Here is a 15,752-nt window from a genome sequence, read left to right as displayed (position 1 = left end):
CTTGCGGGTCTCTGAAAGCAGCGATGGCCGAGCGTAATGATCATGTTCCCTCTGTCACGCGCTCGCGCCCTCCGACGCCGCTCCAAGGATTGTGCTCGATCCCGTGAGCGAGCTTACTTTAGACATAGATCGCAAGCCGCGAGTCGTGGCTGCTGGCACGAGTCCATTGGCCCTGCCCGTTAACACGGATGACGAGCGTCATCGTCGACGAAAATAGCAACGTGGTGAAGTGAAGATTGACACAATCCAGCATCCAACCTAACCAACCCGAAGGAGATGCAATGGACGAAGAACTTTCCGACCTGATCGAACGCGCCGACGAACGGCGCGGAATGATCGGCGGCGGCGACGTCAAGCAGAAAAACAACGGCACAATCGAACAACGCGAACGCGGCACCATGGACTCGAGTCTCGCCCCCAAAGGCAAAGATCACGCCGAGGAAAGACCGTATGCGCCCGAGCATGATCATAAGGGTCCGGATCTCGAACTAGATCCGACGGGGACACGCACGAAACACAACAATGCCGCCTGAGTGCGGCATTCATCGCATCAACCGCACGGGAGGCGCCCTTGAAAGCACTCATCTGGAACGGCAAAAAAGACGTCCGCTACGAATCGGTCCCCGATCCCCAAATAGAGCACGGTCGCGACGCGATTATCAAGGTGTCTACCTGTGCGATCTGCGGCTCGGACCTTCATCTTTACGACGGCTTCATGCCGAGCATGGAACAGGGCGACGTGCTGGGGCACGAGTTTATGGGCGAAGTCGTGGAACTCGGACGCGAGAACAGCGCGCTCAAGATCGGCGACCGCGTCGTGATTCCATTCACGATTGTCTGCGGTGAATGCGACCAGTGCAAGCGTGGCAATTTTTCGGTGTGCGAGCGCTCTAACCGCAACAAAGCTGCTGCCGCGAAACTGTTCGGCCATACCACGGCCGGGCTGTTTGGTTATTCCCATTCGACGGGCGGTTATGCGGGCGGACAGGCGGAGTATGTGCGCGTGCCCTTTGCCGACAAGACCCACGTGAAGATTCCGGACGGCCTCACCGACGAGCAGGTTCTGTTTCTCGGCGACATCTTTCCGACGGGCTGGCAAGCCGCCGTCAACTGCGAAATTCAGCCGGCGGACACCGTTGCAATCTGGGGCGCGGGCCCGGTAGGACAGATGGCGATCCGCAGCGCAGTTCTGCTTGGCGCGCAGCAGGTCGTAGCCATCGACTGCGTGCCCGAACGCCTCGTGATGGCACAAGCAGCGGGTGCAATCACCATTAATTTCAAGCAAGAAAGCGTGCTGGACCGCCTTAGCGATCTGACGCACGGCAAGGGCCCGGAGAAATGCATCGATGCCGTGGGCATGGAGTCACACGCCACTCGCTCTTTCGACGCACTCTACGACCGCGCGAAGCAGGCCGTGATGCTGGAAACGGACCGACCTCACGTGCTGCGCGAAATGATCTATGTATGCCGTCCTGCGGGCATTCTCTCCGTTCCGGGCGTGTACGGCGGATTGATCGACAAGATTCCATTTGGCGCCGCGATGAACAAAGGTCTTACTTGGCGCATGGGGCAGACACACGTCAACCGCTGGACGGACGACCTGCTCAAGCGGATCCAGGAAGGCCAGATCGATCCGTCGTTCGTCATAACGCATCGAATGCGGCTGGAGGACGGACCCCAGATGTATAAGACCTTCCGCGATAAAGAGGATGGCTGCATCAAGGTAGTGCTAAAACCTTGAGAGCGCTGCCGCTAAGCGACGAAGCCGGGCTCGCGGTGCGTCGCCGCTCAGCTATCGGCCATGAAAGATCGCGTCCCGGCCGCGCCGGATGGTACGCCGCAGCGCGTTCTCAAGTTGTAGCGTGATCAGCGAGACCGGCCCCCCTACATATCTCGGCCAGCGAATGAGGTAATACACCAGAACGAGCGCGGAGCGCGGACCCTCGCGCCATGTTGGGCCGAGTCCGAGGGATGGATAGCTGTCGAGCGGCCGATGGCCGATCGCCAAGACGCCAGCCGTAAGCCAGGCAATGGCCACCGCGCGGGTCGGCCATGTTGCCGCAAGCGCCAATACTGCCACGAGAGTCGGCAGGTATATCCGCACGGCGGAACGCAGTCGCATCTTAGGCTCCGGCAACATGCTGTCCAGACACTGTACTGCATGTGCTGCGCGCTATGGCAAGGAATTGACCCGCAGTCAGCATAGGCGATGCAGCGACTTCGGCTTTCACATGCCCGTCCTTTTGAAATGCGCAATTGGCGAGTCCTTGCGCAGCGAGCAGATTCACTACATCGCTTAGCGTGATGACCGGGTGTCGGACACGCCGGCGGAAGATGGAATACAACACGAGAAGGAAGACCAGCCCGGTCGCCGCAAGTATCGACTCTGCCATCTTGCGCCATATTCGCCGGACTTCCTCTGCCCGTGGTACTGCTTTATGCGCGAGTTAATCGAGGCGATGTTGGAGACGCTCGACGTCTTGGCGAACTCGTTTGAGCGAGCGTTTAAATTCCGTAGTGAACGCATCGCGATGGCTTTTCGCCGGTTTCCTGCTTCGCGGCAGCGAGCGCGCCTGATGCGATTTCGCGCCTGCTATCCGCCAATCGGATGTGCATAGCCACTAGTTCATCTGCGTGGCCGTCAACGGCAATGTTGAAAGCACGTTTCCTGAGGCCGCGTCGGATACGACCGATCCTGCCGCAGGATCGGCTGAAGTCCACCCGAAAGACGGTTAGTTACATATATGCGTTTGTTCGCGTGTATGCTGTTCGCAGACGTCTTTGGCGACCGACGTGCGCGGGGACGGGGACGGCGCTCGAAAGAACTCGTATCGAGAGCGTCCCTAGCTCCCAATGCAGCAAAATACAGGGCTTAAGCCGATGCTGAACTTCCGGAGCACCATTGGAGAGAGCGGTGGATCTTGATCATGAACGGCTCGAGTTGCGAAGAGCAGAGGCTCACATCGCTAGGACGGACGAACGGATTAGGCTTCAGGAAGATCTCTTGCGAGAATTATTGCAGGACGGTCACGACACCACTTTGGCTGGATTGCTCTTGGACGAGTTGAAAGAAACTCGCCGAGTGATGCTTGCGCACCACACATTGATCGTCGATCAGATCGCTCGACTGCAGGCAAAGGATTGAATTATGCCCCGTTTCGTTAGCGAGTTGGCACAAACTATGGTGGGAACTATGGTATCAATGTCAGCCAAAGGCGCAACGAATACGGGGACGGCCGGAAGAAAAAGGGCCTACTGCGGCGACGCTGAACGTCAGCGAAATTGCAAGAAGACCATCGGGCGACGTTGCGCGGCGTCGGTGTCATATGCGCCGATGATTTTCTTCGTCGCGCTGATCGCGAAACGGGCGGAATGCAGACGGATCGAGCCTGACATGCAGTGGACTAGACTAAATCTGACAGTGGTCGGTTTCTCGTGCTGATGCGCGTTAGCGCGGAGGGCGTAGCCCGAAGCGGTGACGCGCGCGGCGAACCGCAAGGAGTCCACCATGACTCAGGAACAGAAGATCATCCGCGCCAAGGTCGGCATGCTCGAATTGGCCCGGCAGTTGGGCAATGTCAGCCAGGCCTGCCGCGTAATGGGTTATTCCCGCGACAGCTTCTACCGTTTTAAGGAACTGTACGATAAGGGCGGCGAAGCCGCGCTGCAGGAGATGTCCCACCATCGTCCCTTGCCGAAGAACCGCGTGGATCCGCAGGTCGAGGCAGCGGTGGTCGAGCTGGCTCTGGAACTGCCTGCCCACGGCCAGATTCGTATAGCCAACGAAGTCCTCAAGCGCCATGCCCTGAGCGTCTCGCCGCAGGGTGTGCGCAGCATCTGGCTGCGTCACGATCTTGAGACTATGAACAAGCGCCTGAAGGCGCTGGAGGCGAAGTCCGCCCAGGGAGGACTGGTGCTGACCGAATCGCAGCTCACCGCGCTTGAACGTGCCAAACTGGAAAAGGAAACGCACGGCGAATTCGAATCGGAATGCCCTGGCTATTGCGGCGCCCAGGACACCTTCTATGTCGGCACGCTCAAGGGCGTGGGCCGCGTCTATCAGCAGACCTTCGTCGACACCTACTCGAAGGTGGCGTTCGCCAAACTCTACGACCGCAAGACACCACTGCCTGCGGCCGATCTGCTCAACGATCGCGTCGTACCGTTCTTTGAAAGCTACGGCATCCCGCTCACACGCGTGCTCACCGACCGTGGCACCGAGTATTGCGGCAACCCCGAGCATCACGAATACGAACTCTATCTGGCCGTCGAGAACATCGATCACACCCGTACCAAAGCACGTTCGCCGCAGACCAACGGCATCGTCGAGCGGCTTCATAAGACCATGCTCAACGAGTTTTATCGCATCGCATTTCGCAGGAAGATCTACGACTCAATCCCGGCGTTGCAGACCGATCTGGATGAATGGATTGACCAGTACAACAATGAGCGCGAACATCAAGGAAGATGGTGTTACGGCAAGACACCCATGCGCACCTACCTCGACTCTCTCGAACTCGCCAAGGAGAAACTGATTCCTCACTGAGTCAGCTTCTCCGTTTGTTTCCCTGACTACCTGTCAGAAGCAGTCTAAGCTAATACACCTGACAATCGCAAACCACCTCACTAAGCTGCGTTTCCTGCGGCCATCTCACCGGTTTCCATTGAAGCTTCAATATTTGGCGAGATGCGTTGCGACGGCAATTCCGATTTGTTCACCGAGCTCTTGCGCACTGAATGGACACGTTTCGTTGCACCGGCAGTGCTCTTCTTGACAGCCCTGCCCTTCTTCGCTGCGGTGCTCTTCGTTTCTGCATGGCACGGCAAAGGGCGTCATGTTGGTGACGCTCGAAGACGAAACAGGAAATGTCAACGTGATCATCTAGCCATCTGCTGGAGAAGCAGCGTCGCGAAGCGCTCGGCGCAGCGCTGCCAGGCGTATATGGAACGTGGCAATGTGAAGGAAAGGTCCGTCACCTTGAGGCTCAAAGGCTTGTTGACATGTCGCATCTGTAAGGCAGCTTGACAATCGTTAGCCGGGATTTCTGCTGGGAGCTTCCACGTCCCAAGAAACAGCCACATGATGGCGTCTGCTTCAAGTAGAGCGCTGACGCTACGTGCACCTTGACCCTGCTCGGCGACGAACCGCTTCTTCACCGGATGACGGAGCATGCGGCGACTGCTTCGGCGCAGTTTAAACCTAAAGAATTGGTTCAACTGTTGATTTCCATCGAATCCTGACCCACCGTTTTCATCTAAATTTGACCCACCCCGAGACAGCCTAGTACATCTATTTCGGTGTGTATAACTCCTCGTCGCTCGCTGGTTTTGCTGCTTTCTTTCTCGTAGTCTTCGCCTTGGCAGAGCTGGTCTTGAAGCGCCACGATTCGTTGCCCGTTTCGACGATGTGGCAATGATGGGTCACGCGGTCCAGTAGCGCTGTCGTCATCTTTGCATCCCCGAACACGCTCGCCCATTCGCCGAAGCTGAGATTGGTCGTGATCGCGACGCTCGTGTGCTCGTACAGCTTGGAGAGCAGGTGGAACAGCAATGCGCCGCCGGTCTGGCTGAACGGCAGATAGCCCAGTTCATCGAGAATCACCAGATCGACGTACATCAGTTTGTGAGCGATCTGGCCTTGTTTGCCGGTGGACTTCTCTTGCTCCAGGGCATTAGTCAGCTCGACGGTTGAGAAGTAGCGCACTCGCTTGCCGTGGCGCTTTACGGCTTCGATTCCGATCGCTGAGGCAAGATGCGTCTTGCCGGTACCAGGTCCGCCAATGAACACGACGTTGTGTGCGCTTTCGAGGAACGACAGATCGCTGAGTTCGCGCACCAGCGCTTCGTCGACGTGCGCCTGTGCGAAGTCGAAGCCCTTCAGGTCCCGGTGCGCCGGGAAGCGTGCGGCGGTCATCTGGTAGGCGATCGAGCGTACCTGCCGTTCGGCAGTCTCTGCCATCAACAGCTGCTTCATGAAGCGCTCCGGCTCGAATTCCGTGTGACGCGACTGTGCGAGCATTTCCGGCCACGTGCTCGCCATGCCGTGCAATTTGAGTCCCTTGAGCTGGGCCGCGATATCGTTAGACATGACGATCCTCTGGTGGGTTGGTGCGTAGTGTCTCGTAGCGGCTCACGTCGGCCGCTGGCTCTTCCTTGAGCTGGAGTTTGGTCGTGGCAGGACTGGCACTCGTGACCGGCGCCTTCAGCCGGCTCAGCACGTTCAGGACGTGCTCCCCACTGGGACGTCCCGAGTCCAGCGCTGCCTGCACGGCAAGCAGCACGGCATCAAGCCCATGTTCACGCACCGCGGCGAGCACCTGCGTCATCACGCGATCGCCCCCCGGGTGCTTGAGCAGGTGCCGCTGCAACTGCTGCAGCGGCACGGGCATCGTGACGAACGGCGCGCCGTTGCGCAGCGCGCCGGGCTTGCGTTCGACTAGCGTGATGTAGTGCCGCCAGTCGTAGAAGGTCATGTGCCGCTCGAAGCTGCGTTCGTGGCGTGCGATCTCCTGGGCGTCGGCGACGACGCTGAGATACGCCGGATAGCAGCGCACGCTCACAAGTTGGTTCGTGTACTCAGTGGGCACGCTGTAACGGTTGCGCTGGACGTGGATCAGGCTAGTCGATGAGACCCGGAGCGTCTGCTCGACATAGCCGTCGAATGGCCGTGGATTGGGCATCAGTCGGGTGCGCTCGTCTTGCAGCACATCCTCGACCGTCAGCTCGGGCCATTGCGGATGCCGCATGTGCCAGGCCTCGCGACACTGGCCGGCAACCCATTCGTTCAGGATCTCCAGCGTCTCCCAGCGCCGCAGCGCGGCTTCGTGCCAGATCTGGCGTCGCCGGTCCTGCACGTTCTTCTCGACGATGCCTTTCTCCCAGCCGGCCGCGCGGTTGCAGAAATCCGGTTCGAACAGGTAGTGACTGCACATCGCTTCGAAGCGCGCGTTGACCGCGCGCTCCTTGCCGCGGCCGACCTTGTCCACAGCGGTCTTCATGTTGTCGTAGATGCCACGCCGGGGCACGCCGCCGAACGCGGCGAATGCACGGGCGTGCGCGTCGAACAGCAACTCGTGACTTTGCGTGGGATAGGCGACGAGCCAGAAGGCCCGGCTGGCGTTCAGCTTGACGTGGGCCACCTCCAGGCGTCGCCGCAGCCCGCCGATAAAGGCATACTCACAGCTCCAGTCGAACTGGAACGCCTCGCCGGGTTCAAAGGCCAGTGGCACGTATGCCTTCCTGCGTGGCGCTTCGGCCTGCTCCTCGTGCCAGCGCCGAACAAATGCACTGACGCGGCCGTAGCTGCCGGCATAGCCTTCGCCGCGGATCGCCTCGAACATGAACCGCGCGGTGCGCCGGTCACGCTTCGGGCGATGACTGTCCGCCCGTAGCCAGCCCGTCAGCTGTGCGGCCCATTCGTCTACGACGCTCGGACTGACGCGCTTTGGATACTTCGGCTCGATGGCATCGGTCTGCCGCAGCCAGCTGCGTATCGTGTTTCGGGACAGGCCCGTACGCCTCGCAATCTCGCGCAGCGGGACCTTCTCGCGGAAATACATCCGCCTGATCTTGGCCAATATGCCCACCGTGATCACCTTTGTATCCCCTGCTCAAAGATTGAGCAGGGCATTCAATCACGTGGGTCAATATTCGATGAAAATTACAGGCTCAGGTGGGTCAGTTCTGCGTGGACATCAACAGTTCAACCGCTCAATCGACGGTATGCATTCAGATGCCTGATCAGCCCGCGCCGGTCGCCGCCTTTCTCGAGAAGCATAGCGAGATTGTGATGCGCATCTGCGTAGTCTGGATTGAGCGCGAGGCATTGTTCGTAGCTCCTCCGCGCCTCGTCCAATCGTCCGATTGTGTCTAGCGCCACAGCACGATTGAAATGCAGGATTGCGTCATCCGGAAAATGCTGTAACGCATCGTCGAAGACCTTCAGAGCTTCGCCACATTGATGCTCCTGTTCACAAAGAAGCGCCCCCAAATCAACGTAAGCTGCGTAGAACGGCTCAAGAGCGAGTTCAATAGCTCGCCGATAATTGCTCTCTGCAGCAGTTGGGTCACTCAGCATCAGTTGCTCAGCCAACTCATAATGCTCTTGCGCTTGCGCCGCGGCGGTGCTTTTGCGCTCGGGCGATGCATCCAACAGGACAACGTCTCCTCCGATCTCAGCGTTCTCGAAATCAAGGAACATCTGCCCGGTCACGGCATCCCATCTCGAAGGCCCTGTCTTCACAACAATTGCGTCGCCTTCGGCGGCTACTCGAATGCCTGACAGGGGAAGCTCGTCCGGGAGTTCGCGCTTAAGCCGTGCAAGCGCATCGCGCAGCTTCCGTGGCGTTGTTTTCGCTGTTCGTAGTTGCAGCGCCGTGCGCAAAAGGACTACGTCTTGAAACGTGAAGCGCAAGGTGTTGCGTGGCCCGCGAGTCGGCGTCACGAGCCCTAGGTCGATAAGCCCGTTCACCACGCGTCGTGAAACGCCAAGCATCGATTGCAGCTTGGCGAGTGAAACATGATGCGCTACGTCGCGCTTACTCACTTGCGGGCACGCACCCTGGCTGGCGTCTCAGCGGCGACTTTGGGCGCTCGGGCAGCCGGCTTGCGCGTCTTCGGAACAACTAGCTCCTCGACGTCAGCCTTCGCTGCGACCTTTCGTTTCGCAGCAAGCTTTGGCTTGTCGCCGCTTCTGGCAAGGCTTGCCCGCAATGCTTCCATGAGGTCGATGACTTCGCCTGTCGCAGCAACTTCGCCGGCTTCGGGCGCGACGATTTGCTTGCCGGCTATCTTCTGATCGATGGCAGCCAGGATGCGCTTCTTCTCCTCGTCCTCATAAGCCGAAGCGTCGTAATTGTCCTCAGCACCTTGCTCGATGATCTGAACCGCAAGCTTCAATTCAGAGTCGGAAACCGCAACGTCCTCAATGTCCAGGTCTTTCAAAGACCGTACTTCGTCCGCAAAGAGCAATTGCTGGAAAACCATGCCCTCGGCTGTCGGTCGAATCTGAACAATCCGCGTCTTTCCTTTATACGACCATTTCGCAAGCGCACATCGGGCGGTCCGAGCCAGCGCCTGCCGGAGGAGGCTATACGGTTTTCCGCCCCGCTTGTCGGGCGCAATGAAATACGCCTTGTCGTAGAACAGCGGATCGACCGACTTCTCCGGAACAAACGAGACTATCTCGACCACGTGGCTTCCGCCCTCTTCGAGCGCCTTCAGCTCCGCACCGGTGAAGACGACGTATCTGTCTTTCTCGAACTGATAGCCCTTCTGCATGGCAGAGCGCTCGACGAGCACACCGGTAGACTCAGAGACGTATTGCTGTTTTACCCGCGAGCCGTCCGGCGCAAGCAAGTTGAACCGAACCTCAGACGAACTTTCGGTCGCGGAGTACAGCCGAACCGGTATTGAAACCAGCCCAAACGAAAGAGAGAGCGATGCAATCGAGCGAGCTACCATGAGCTTCTCCCAGCCGGCTGGCGCCTCTCGCCGGACAAAGTGGATGCGCTCGTGGTCCAAGAACACTAAGCGCGGATGAAAGCATAGCACTCGGTATGCCGCAGTAATGGCTGCGCGACAGGTTCACCCCGATTTCGTTCGGCGAGCGCCAAGGCACGGCACTTGCTTACACTCCAATCTGCCCTTCGTAAAGCGATCACACAGGAGCGTGCAACTCAACTAGAAAGGCTATAGCTCCCATCGTCGGGTTCCTCGAAGACACCCTTTCAGCGACCCGTCTGCTAGCTAACGGAGACTTGCGCCGACACAGATGGCAATCATGAGTGAAATTCAACGCACGTCAACGTCAGCTGGGCACGCCATGCCGCCTGAGACGAGCAGCCGAATGCACTCCGAGCCTGATTTATACTTTCCTGCGCCACCATTATGGTCTCATCGCGAGAGGCGAAATCTCCACCACTGACCCGCTATCGAAGAAAGCGGGACTTCAGTGTCACAACTGAGCCCTCCGCAACGACGACTGGCCAAAGTGCCGACGCAGGTGGGCTGCGCTTCGTTATTCAGAAGCATTGGGCAAGTCGTCTGCATTACGATTTCCGCCTTGAGCATGACGGTGTACTTCTGTCTTGGGCAGTGCCGAAGGGTCCATGTTACGACCCAAGCAAGAAGCAAATGGCCGTTCACGTCGAGGACCATCCCGTCGACTATGCCAATTTCGAAGGCACCATTCCCGCGAAGCAATATGGTGCAGGCACTGTAATCATGTGGGACAACGGGACGTGGGAACCTGTCGGCGATGTCACCAAAGCGATGACGGCCGGCAAGCTCGTTTTCAGCTTGCACGGTCAGAAGCTAGCCGGTTTATGGGAACTTGTACGCATATCAAAGCCCGACGACAAACAAGACCAGTGGATGCTTTTTAAGAAGCGGGATGAATGGGCACGTGCAATTTCGAAGTACGACGTCATCAAAGCGCTGCCTGACAGCGTCATTGCGAAGCCGCTCGGTCTAGTTGAGGAGCGTGAGCAGGGCTCATCACGTCGGGTTCGGTCGAAAGACGGTGATGCGGACCTTTCGGCGGCCGTGTCTGCACCGCTACCCGCAAAGCTTGAGCCACAGCTTGCGACCCTTACAAGCGCATTGCCCGAGTCGGGCGACTGGGTGACGGAGACTAAGCTAGACGGATATCGGCTGCTTGCCCGTATTGACGGTAAGCGAGTAAAGCTCTTTACGCGCAATGGTCACGACTGGACCGCGAGATTTTCCAAGCTCCAAGTCGAGCTACGGAACCTGCCGGTAACCAGCGCATGGCTGGATGGTGAAATAGTTGTATTAAAAGACGGTATCCCGAACTTCTCGGCGCTTCAAGACGCGATTTCCGGCGCAAACAGCGAGGAAATTCTCTTCTTCTTGTTCGACCTGATGTATCTCGATGGACAAGACATCAGGAAGGTTCCGCTGTGGTCGCGGCGTGCACGACTATCGAAGATTCTCCAAGAGAGCGGCGAGCATCTGATGTTCAGTCAGAGCTTCGACGCACCTCCCGCGCAGGTCTTTGAAGCAGCTGCCGGACTGGGCCTTGAGGGCCTGCTGCTCAAGAGGCGTAACGCGCCATACGAGGCAGGCCGAACAGAGACATGGCTGAAAGCGAAGGCGCGCTTGCGCCAGGAACTGATCATCTGCGGCATGACCGGACGGGGCGGCAACGCCGGAGAGGTAGGTAGCCTGCTACTCGGCTACTTCGCGGGCAAGAAGCTAATCGACGCGGGAAGTGTCGGCACGGGATGGAGCGCAAGAACCGCGCGAGATCTCTGGCGGCAGCTGGAGCCGCTTCGGGTCGATGCTCCTCCATTCGACACCCCGGTCAGAAAGCCAGGGCGTTGGTCTCGCCGAGCCGCGGGCAGCGAGGTGTGGGTGAAGCCGACGTTGATCGCAGAGGTCGAATTCGCAGAATGGACTGCCGAGGGCGTTGTTCGGCAAGCGTCGTTCAGGGGGCTGCGACTCGATAAGCCTGCGAGCAGCGTCGTACGAGAGGGAGGGAAAACCGAGCTACCGAAGCCGCCTCCCGAGCTCAAGATTTCCCATCCCGAGAGAGTGGTCGACGCATCAACCGGTATCACGAAGGCGGACTTAGTTCGCTACTACGCAAGCGTCGCTGAGTGGATGCTGCCTCATTTGAAAGACCGTCCGGTTGCGCTCGTCCGCGCGCCAGATGGAGTGGCCGGTCAACTTTTCTTTCAGAAACACGCGGAGCGCACGGCGATGCCCGGGCTGGCAGCTCACGACCGCAATTTATGGCCAGGTCATCCACCATTGTTGACCGTTGATACACCGGACGCTTTAGTGGCTGCAGCTCAGATGAACTCCATCGAATTCCATACATGGAACTCAGTGGTTTCTCGACTCGACAGGCCCGACCGGGTCATCTTCGACCTTGACCCTGGCGAAGGCGTGAAGTGGACGCACGTGCAAGAAGCTGCGCAGCTCGTTCGAGCATTGCTGTCAGAGCTGGACTTGAAGGCGTGGCTTAAGACAAGTGGCGGCAAGGGACTGCACGTCGTTGTGCCGCTTATGCCGAAGTTGAACTACATGACGGTTAAGGCCTTCTCCCAGTCGTTCGTCCGACACCTTGCCAAAACGATTCCGGAACGCTTCTCGGCGGTCTCTGGCCCGGCGAACCGAGTGGGCAAGGTCTATGTCGACTACCTGCGAAACGGCAAAGCACAGACGACTGCGGTGGCCTTCTCGGCGCGCGCTCGGCCAGGCATGGGCGTGTCTATGCCAGTGAGTTGGGAGCAACTCGGTGACCTTAAGACCGGCGCCCATTGGAACGTTCAGACCGCCCGTGAGTATCTGAGTTTCGAATCCACAGACCCGTGGGGAGAATTCTGGACGAGTGGGCAACTGCTGACTGAGGCAATGCGTCGACTCCCCTAGGCGGTCCGTGCGCGTGGTCCGTTCGTACTCGCTAGCTCAGGAGAAGAAGCCAACCCCTATCGCTAGACGTAACTTGGCGCCAACAACCTTAACTCCAGCTTTTGCTGCCCATGGTCGCGCAATGTGTCGCAGCTACCCATCATAGCCGATGCATCCAAGGCCAAAGCACCGCTCGTTTGCCCGTGTAAGACCTTGCCGGCGGCTTCACCCGCGCGTCAATCCTCAGTTTTAAGGAGATATTTCGGAAAAGTAAGTAACTGCAAATCTCCTGACATAGGAGCCGGAGCGCCAGATATTCTACTTCCGCTGTCGAGTCTTTGCCCTACCACCCTGCGGAATGACGCTATCGCTCGGTGCGAACCCTTTCCCACGTTTTTACGCAGCACCGGGAGAAGAACGGGCAATCATCAGAATGCGCGGTGCTAAAAAAAGCACCGCGGGACAGCGGAGTCTTAGATCTGAGATGAAACCAATACTAACGCGTATAAGGGACGCCTTTTGAGCGCAACCGCCCTTTCGGAGCTCGCATACCGAACGGCGCGCAACGTGGCCGTGGCGTGCTGAGCAAGTTTGCCCGCTCCACCGGGCTTGTGTGCTTTGCGTTCGCCTACGGCATGGCCATTATCAACACCACTGGGCCCCAAAGGACTACCCGCGGCATCACACAAGACGCTCATCGTTTGTCGAACCGCCACTTGCCGATTTGAGCGACCGTCAGCATCTACGGTGCTTACGTTCGTCCTCGCCGACGCGGCGGACCCATTTCGATCGATTCAACGAGGCCAAAATGATCATTTACCATCGTGGAGCTGCATTTCAACCCGCCGCTACCCCCGTCGGCAGCACGTTCGTCGCAACGGCATCCATCCTCGAAGAAGATGGTCATGCAACCTCTCTTGGCGCATTGGGTGTCTTCTTGAACCGGGATGGCGCATTGAGTTTCGCCGTCCGCTGCGCCACTGCGTTTATCGACGGCGACGATCTGCCGTTGCCCCCTTTCCAATTAAAGGCCCGGGCACAGTCAGGGCCCGCACCGGAGTCTCACTGAGCGCGCCGGGTGCAATGCGAGGTGCATGACGTCACCTGACCGGATCGCGGTACCCTGCGCCCGATGCCCGGACGTAATTAAGACCGCAGCCCGCTCCCCGGATAGTGCACCGCACTCCCCGCACACGAACGCGATTCGCGTGAGGTCGATCCAGCGCAGCCCTACGTATCATGCAAGAGTCAGCGATCGACCTCTCTTCTGCGTTTTGAGGACCGGTGCGGGTCGCAGCTAGGGCATCGCCCTCAGGCGGCTCGACTTGCAACCTTGGGCTTGTGCCATGCCGACAAGTAAGGAGCTTTCGGTGCCTGCGCGATTTCCTGCAGAAGACCTCCTGATGGTGCCTGCGTCATTCTATAGCTGATCGCGCGAAACACGAGACGGTCCGTCCGGCTTCAGTAGCGCAAACACACTCGCAGCAAAGACTGCGAAGCTCGGCCATGCCTTACGACACCCCAAGCGCCAGCACGCAGTACGGTGTTGCGACGGCCTCACGCTCGTCGCGACGGGAAACGAACAGCATCTTGAACAAGATGCCGATCGAAGTTTCGTCACGAACCGTGGAAATTCAAATCGTGGCATTACTGGCTGGTGGCTTATTCCATTTCCTCATAACTTGTTCCGCCAACCGGTGGACTTCGTGATTCTATACACGACGCCCTGCGAGTCGTTCAACTTAAAACGGGACATGAGCAAGCACAACGATTGCTTGTTGTCCGACGCCAAAGAGTCCGCCCGATGCAGGGCAATCCGAATGGAGTCCCACATGAAGCGTCGAGCAACGGTCATATGCGAACGCGATGGGCTTGTCCTTCTAGTTGCTCGCGAAGGAGGGCGATGGGCATTCCCTGGCGGCAGGCAGAAGCGAGAAGAAGATCTGCTAGATACTGCGCGCCGGGAGTTGAAAGAGGAAACCGGACTCGATATCAGCAGTGTTCGTTATGCCTTCCAGTTTCTCGGATTGCGCACGCGTCACTTTGTCTTCATTGCTCGAGTCGCTGTTCACGATGACGCCATCGCGTCGAATGAGATCGCACGTTGTCAGTGGATGCGCCTCGATGAACTTGTTCATCTCGAAGCGAGCATTCCCACCAAGGGGATTGCAGCTATTTTCCTGAAGCAGAAAAGGAGTGGGACTTGGACGTCGATGCGTGAGGCCATCGACTCCACCGCCGTTTAGGCGGCACGCATTCGTCACAAGCAGGCATGCTGGTTCAGAAGCTACCTCAGTTGCAAAGGCGTCCTTGAAGTGGACCGTCTGCTCCCCGCCAGTTATCGTAACGTTTCGACCGGCCCGGCTGGCTTGACGTTACCGGTTCCACTGTCCGCGTCGTAATTCCGCAGACCCTTGATCGAGCATGTCACACCCTTGACACAGTAGGTGTCATTGCGGAAGCTCTGCAATGCGCTTCACGTCTGCCCGTGATCAGAACGAGATTGCACTTAGTGGTTTTTGCGGACCTCCCCAGGCATCGGCTGATCCACTGCGGCATCCCACATCCCCATCGCGTCGGTCACCGCCTTCTCCATGACCGCCTGCCGGACGCGATCACGGGCAAGCACAGACAGTCCCTGGAAAAAGCAGTCGAATGCGATGGCCAGTGACGCCAGGTCCGTGCTGCCGCGAAGTTCCCCGCTCTTCATGCCGCGCGATACGCAAGCGCGAAAGCCGGCGCGCGTGCGACCGCGTACCTCGCGAAGCAACTGGGTGACGGCTTCGCTGCCGATAGAACTCACGCCGACCACGCCCAGCGCGACCATACAGCCCTTCGGGTGGCCACTCTCGGTCTGCATCCGTGCCGACCGGAGCAGCGCCAGGAACACACCCTCCCGTGGCGGTAGCGACGTGTCATGGAGACTGCGGGTCACCTTGCCATAAATATCCATGTAGCGCTCCAACGCCTCCTTATACAGCGCCTCCTTGGACTCAAAGGCCGCATAGAAACTAGGTGCGGAGATGCCCCCGCCGATCGCCGCCTTCAGCTGCGACAAAGACGTCGATTCGTAGCCATGTTCCCAGAACAGGTGCATCGCCGAAACGATCGCCGCATCGCGGTCGAACGTTCGTGGCCGACCCCGCTGAACCATCATCATCTCCGTAAGCAAAGATATAGATACTAGTCGATACACAATCTTTGAGCAAGTCTTGGCCTTCAGCTTGCCGCTCATGGCAGCAGGTCATTCAAGAGTACGTTGACACAGTCTTCTACATCGCTTTATATTTGTACCACTCGGTATTCAAATCAAGCTTAGGACGCGGGGTCCCACACGAACCCCGCATTTTTTTAGTCATTTATGTACCAATTGA

Annotated in this window: 14 protein-coding genes and 1 pseudogene; 8 read left to right on the top strand and 7 right to left on the bottom strand. The window is 58.4% G+C overall.

Going from position 1 to position 15,752, the window contains the following annotated elements; translation table 11 throughout:
- Positions 1–281 precede the first annotated feature (281 nt).
- The 3 genes from QCE64_RS18700 to QCE64_RS18690 all read left to right on the top strand — a co-directional run bounded on the left by QCE64_RS18700 (position 282) and on the right by QCE64_RS18690 (position 3,145).
- The gene (locus QCE64_RS18700) at positions 282–533 is read left to right on the top strand and encodes a hypothetical protein (RefSeq protein ID WP_310005418.1); all 252 of its coding nucleotides are present in this window, start codon (positions 282–284) and stop codon (positions 531–533) included.
- A 38-nt stretch (positions 534–571) separates the two neighbouring features.
- Positions 572–1,741, top strand: coding sequence for a zinc-dependent alcohol dehydrogenase (locus QCE64_RS18695; protein WP_310005416.1), 1,170 nt, complete (start codon positions 572–574; stop codon positions 1,739–1,741).
- Between the two features lie 1,173 nt (positions 1,742–2,914).
- Positions 2,915–3,145 (top strand): hypothetical protein, encoded by a 231-nt coding sequence (locus QCE64_RS18690; RefSeq protein ID WP_310005414.1) that lies wholly within the window; start codon positions 2,915–2,917, stop codon positions 3,143–3,145.
- A 128-nt stretch (positions 3,146–3,273) separates the two neighbouring features.
- Here the strand turns inward: QCE64_RS18690 and QCE64_RS18685 are convergent, their stop codons facing one another.
- Positions 3,274–3,510 (bottom strand): hypothetical protein, encoded by a 237-nt coding sequence (locus QCE64_RS18685; protein WP_310005412.1) that lies wholly within the window; start codon positions 3,508–3,510, stop codon positions 3,274–3,276.
- On the opposite strand from QCE64_RS18685, the gene QCE64_RS18680 reads away from it, so the two are divergent.
- Complete coding sequence (locus QCE64_RS18680) at positions 3,509–4,546, top strand: IS481 family transposase (RefSeq protein WP_310005410.1); 1,038 nt, start codon at positions 3,509–3,511, stop codon at positions 4,544–4,546. The genes QCE64_RS18685 and QCE64_RS18680 overlap by 2 nt on opposite strands.
- Positions 4,547–4,672: 126 nt before the next feature.
- Here QCE64_RS18680 and QCE64_RS18675 read toward each other — a convergent pair whose 3' ends face one another.
- Positions 4,673–4,882 (bottom strand): hypothetical protein, encoded by a 210-nt coding sequence (locus QCE64_RS18675; protein WP_310005846.1) that lies wholly within the window; start codon positions 4,880–4,882, stop codon positions 4,673–4,675.
- Between QCE64_RS18675 and QCE64_RS18670 the strand changes: the two are divergent.
- Positions 4,818–5,016: pseudogene (locus QCE64_RS18670) on the top strand (hypothetical protein); the annotation flags it as partial. The gene QCE64_RS18675 and the pseudogene QCE64_RS18670 sit on opposite strands and share 65 nt — an antisense overlap.
- A 274-nt stretch (positions 5,017–5,290) precedes the next feature.
- Here QCE64_RS18670 and istB read toward each other — a convergent pair.
- From istB to QCE64_RS18650, 4 genes are all read right to left on the bottom strand, one after another.
- A complete protein-coding gene (gene istB / locus QCE64_RS18665) occupies positions 5,291–6,088 on the bottom strand; it encodes an IS21-like element helper ATPase IstB (RefSeq protein WP_310005407.1) in 798 nt (265 codons plus the stop codon).
- A complete protein-coding gene (gene istA / locus QCE64_RS18660) occupies positions 6,081–7,559 on the bottom strand; it encodes an IS21 family transposase (protein ID WP_404987412.1) in 1,479 nt (492 codons plus the stop codon). The genes istB and istA overlap by 8 nt, the downstream gene beginning before the upstream one ends.
- 143 nt (positions 7,560–7,702) lie before the next feature.
- Complete coding sequence (locus QCE64_RS18655) at positions 7,703–8,545, bottom strand: tetratricopeptide repeat protein (protein WP_310005405.1); 843 nt, start codon at positions 8,543–8,545, stop codon at positions 7,703–7,705.
- A complete protein-coding gene (locus QCE64_RS18650) occupies positions 8,542–9,462 on the bottom strand; it encodes a Ku protein (RefSeq protein ID WP_310005403.1) in 921 nt (306 codons plus the stop codon). The genes QCE64_RS18655 and QCE64_RS18650 overlap by 4 nt, the downstream gene beginning before the upstream one ends.
- Before the next feature lie 426 nt (positions 9,463–9,888).
- Here QCE64_RS18650 and ligD point away from each other — a divergent pair, with 426 nt between their 5' ends.
- The 3 genes from ligD to QCE64_RS18635 all read left to right on the top strand — a co-directional run bounded on the left by ligD (position 9,889) and on the right by QCE64_RS18635 (position 14,624).
- A complete protein-coding gene (gene ligD / locus QCE64_RS18645; RefSeq protein WP_310005402.1) occupies positions 9,889–12,399 on the top strand; it encodes a DNA ligase D in 2,511 nt (836 codons plus the stop codon).
- Between the two features lie 787 nt (positions 12,400–13,186).
- Positions 13,187–13,447, top strand: a complete 261-nt coding sequence (locus QCE64_RS18640; protein ID WP_310005400.1) for a hypothetical protein — start codon at positions 13,187–13,189, stop codon at positions 13,445–13,447.
- Positions 13,448–14,210: 763 nt separating this feature from the next.
- Positions 14,211–14,624 carry an NUDIX domain-containing protein gene (locus QCE64_RS18635; RefSeq protein ID WP_310005398.1) on the top strand — a complete coding sequence of 138 codons (414 nt, stop codon included), beginning with the start codon at positions 14,211–14,213 and terminating at the stop codon, positions 14,622–14,624.
- A 263-nt stretch (positions 14,625–14,887) separates the two neighbouring features.
- Here QCE64_RS18635 and QCE64_RS18630 read toward each other — a convergent pair whose 3' ends face one another.
- Entirely contained in the window at positions 14,888–15,613 is a 726-nt protein-coding gene (locus QCE64_RS18630; protein WP_310005396.1) for a TetR/AcrR family transcriptional regulator, read from the bottom strand.
- Positions 15,614–15,752: the final 139 nt, after the last annotated feature.

Origin of the sequence: Caballeronia sp. LZ043, from assembly GCF_031451075.1 — a bacterium.
Taxonomy (GTDB): Bacteria; Pseudomonadota; Gammaproteobacteria; order Burkholderiales; family Burkholderiaceae; genus Caballeronia.
Note: the sequence above shows the minus strand (reverse complement) of the source record. Positions and strands in the feature narration are given on the sequence as shown.

Coding starts and splice junctions, on each gene's coding strand:
- QCE64_RS18685 (WP_310005412.1), bottom strand. CDS start 3,510: ATGGTGGACTCCTTGCGGTTCGCCGCGCGCGTCACCGCTTCGGGCTAC.
- QCE64_RS18630 (WP_310005396.1), bottom strand. CDS start 15,613: ATGAGCGGCAAGCTGAAGGCCAAGACTTGCTCAAAGATTGTGTATCGA.
- ligD (WP_310005402.1), top strand. CDS start 9,889: ATGGTCTCATCGCGAGAGGCGAAATCTCCACCACTGACCCGCTATCGA.
- istA (WP_404987412.1), bottom strand. CDS start 7,559: ATGTATTTCCGCGAGAAGGTCCCGCTGCGCGAGATTGCGAGGCGTACG.
- QCE64_RS18700 (WP_310005418.1), top strand. CDS start 282: ATGGACGAAGAACTTTCCGACCTGATCGAACGCGCCGACGAACGGCGC.
- QCE64_RS18640 (WP_310005400.1), top strand. CDS start 13,187: ATGATCATTTACCATCGTGGAGCTGCATTTCAACCCGCCGCTACCCCC.
- QCE64_RS18650 (WP_310005403.1), bottom strand. CDS start 9,462: ATGGTAGCTCGCTCGATTGCATCGCTCTCTCTTTCGTTTGGGCTGGTT.
- QCE64_RS18635 (WP_310005398.1), top strand. CDS start 14,211: ATGAAGCGTCGAGCAACGGTCATATGCGAACGCGATGGGCTTGTCCTT.
- istB (WP_310005407.1), bottom strand. CDS start 6,088: ATGTCTAACGATATCGCGGCCCAGCTCAAGGGACTCAAATTGCACGGC.
- QCE64_RS18680 (WP_310005410.1), top strand. CDS start 3,509: ATGACTCAGGAACAGAAGATCATCCGCGCCAAGGTCGGCATGCTCGAA.
- QCE64_RS18675 (WP_310005846.1), bottom strand. CDS start 4,882: ATGATCACGTTGACATTTCCTGTTTCGTCTTCGAGCGTCACCAACATG.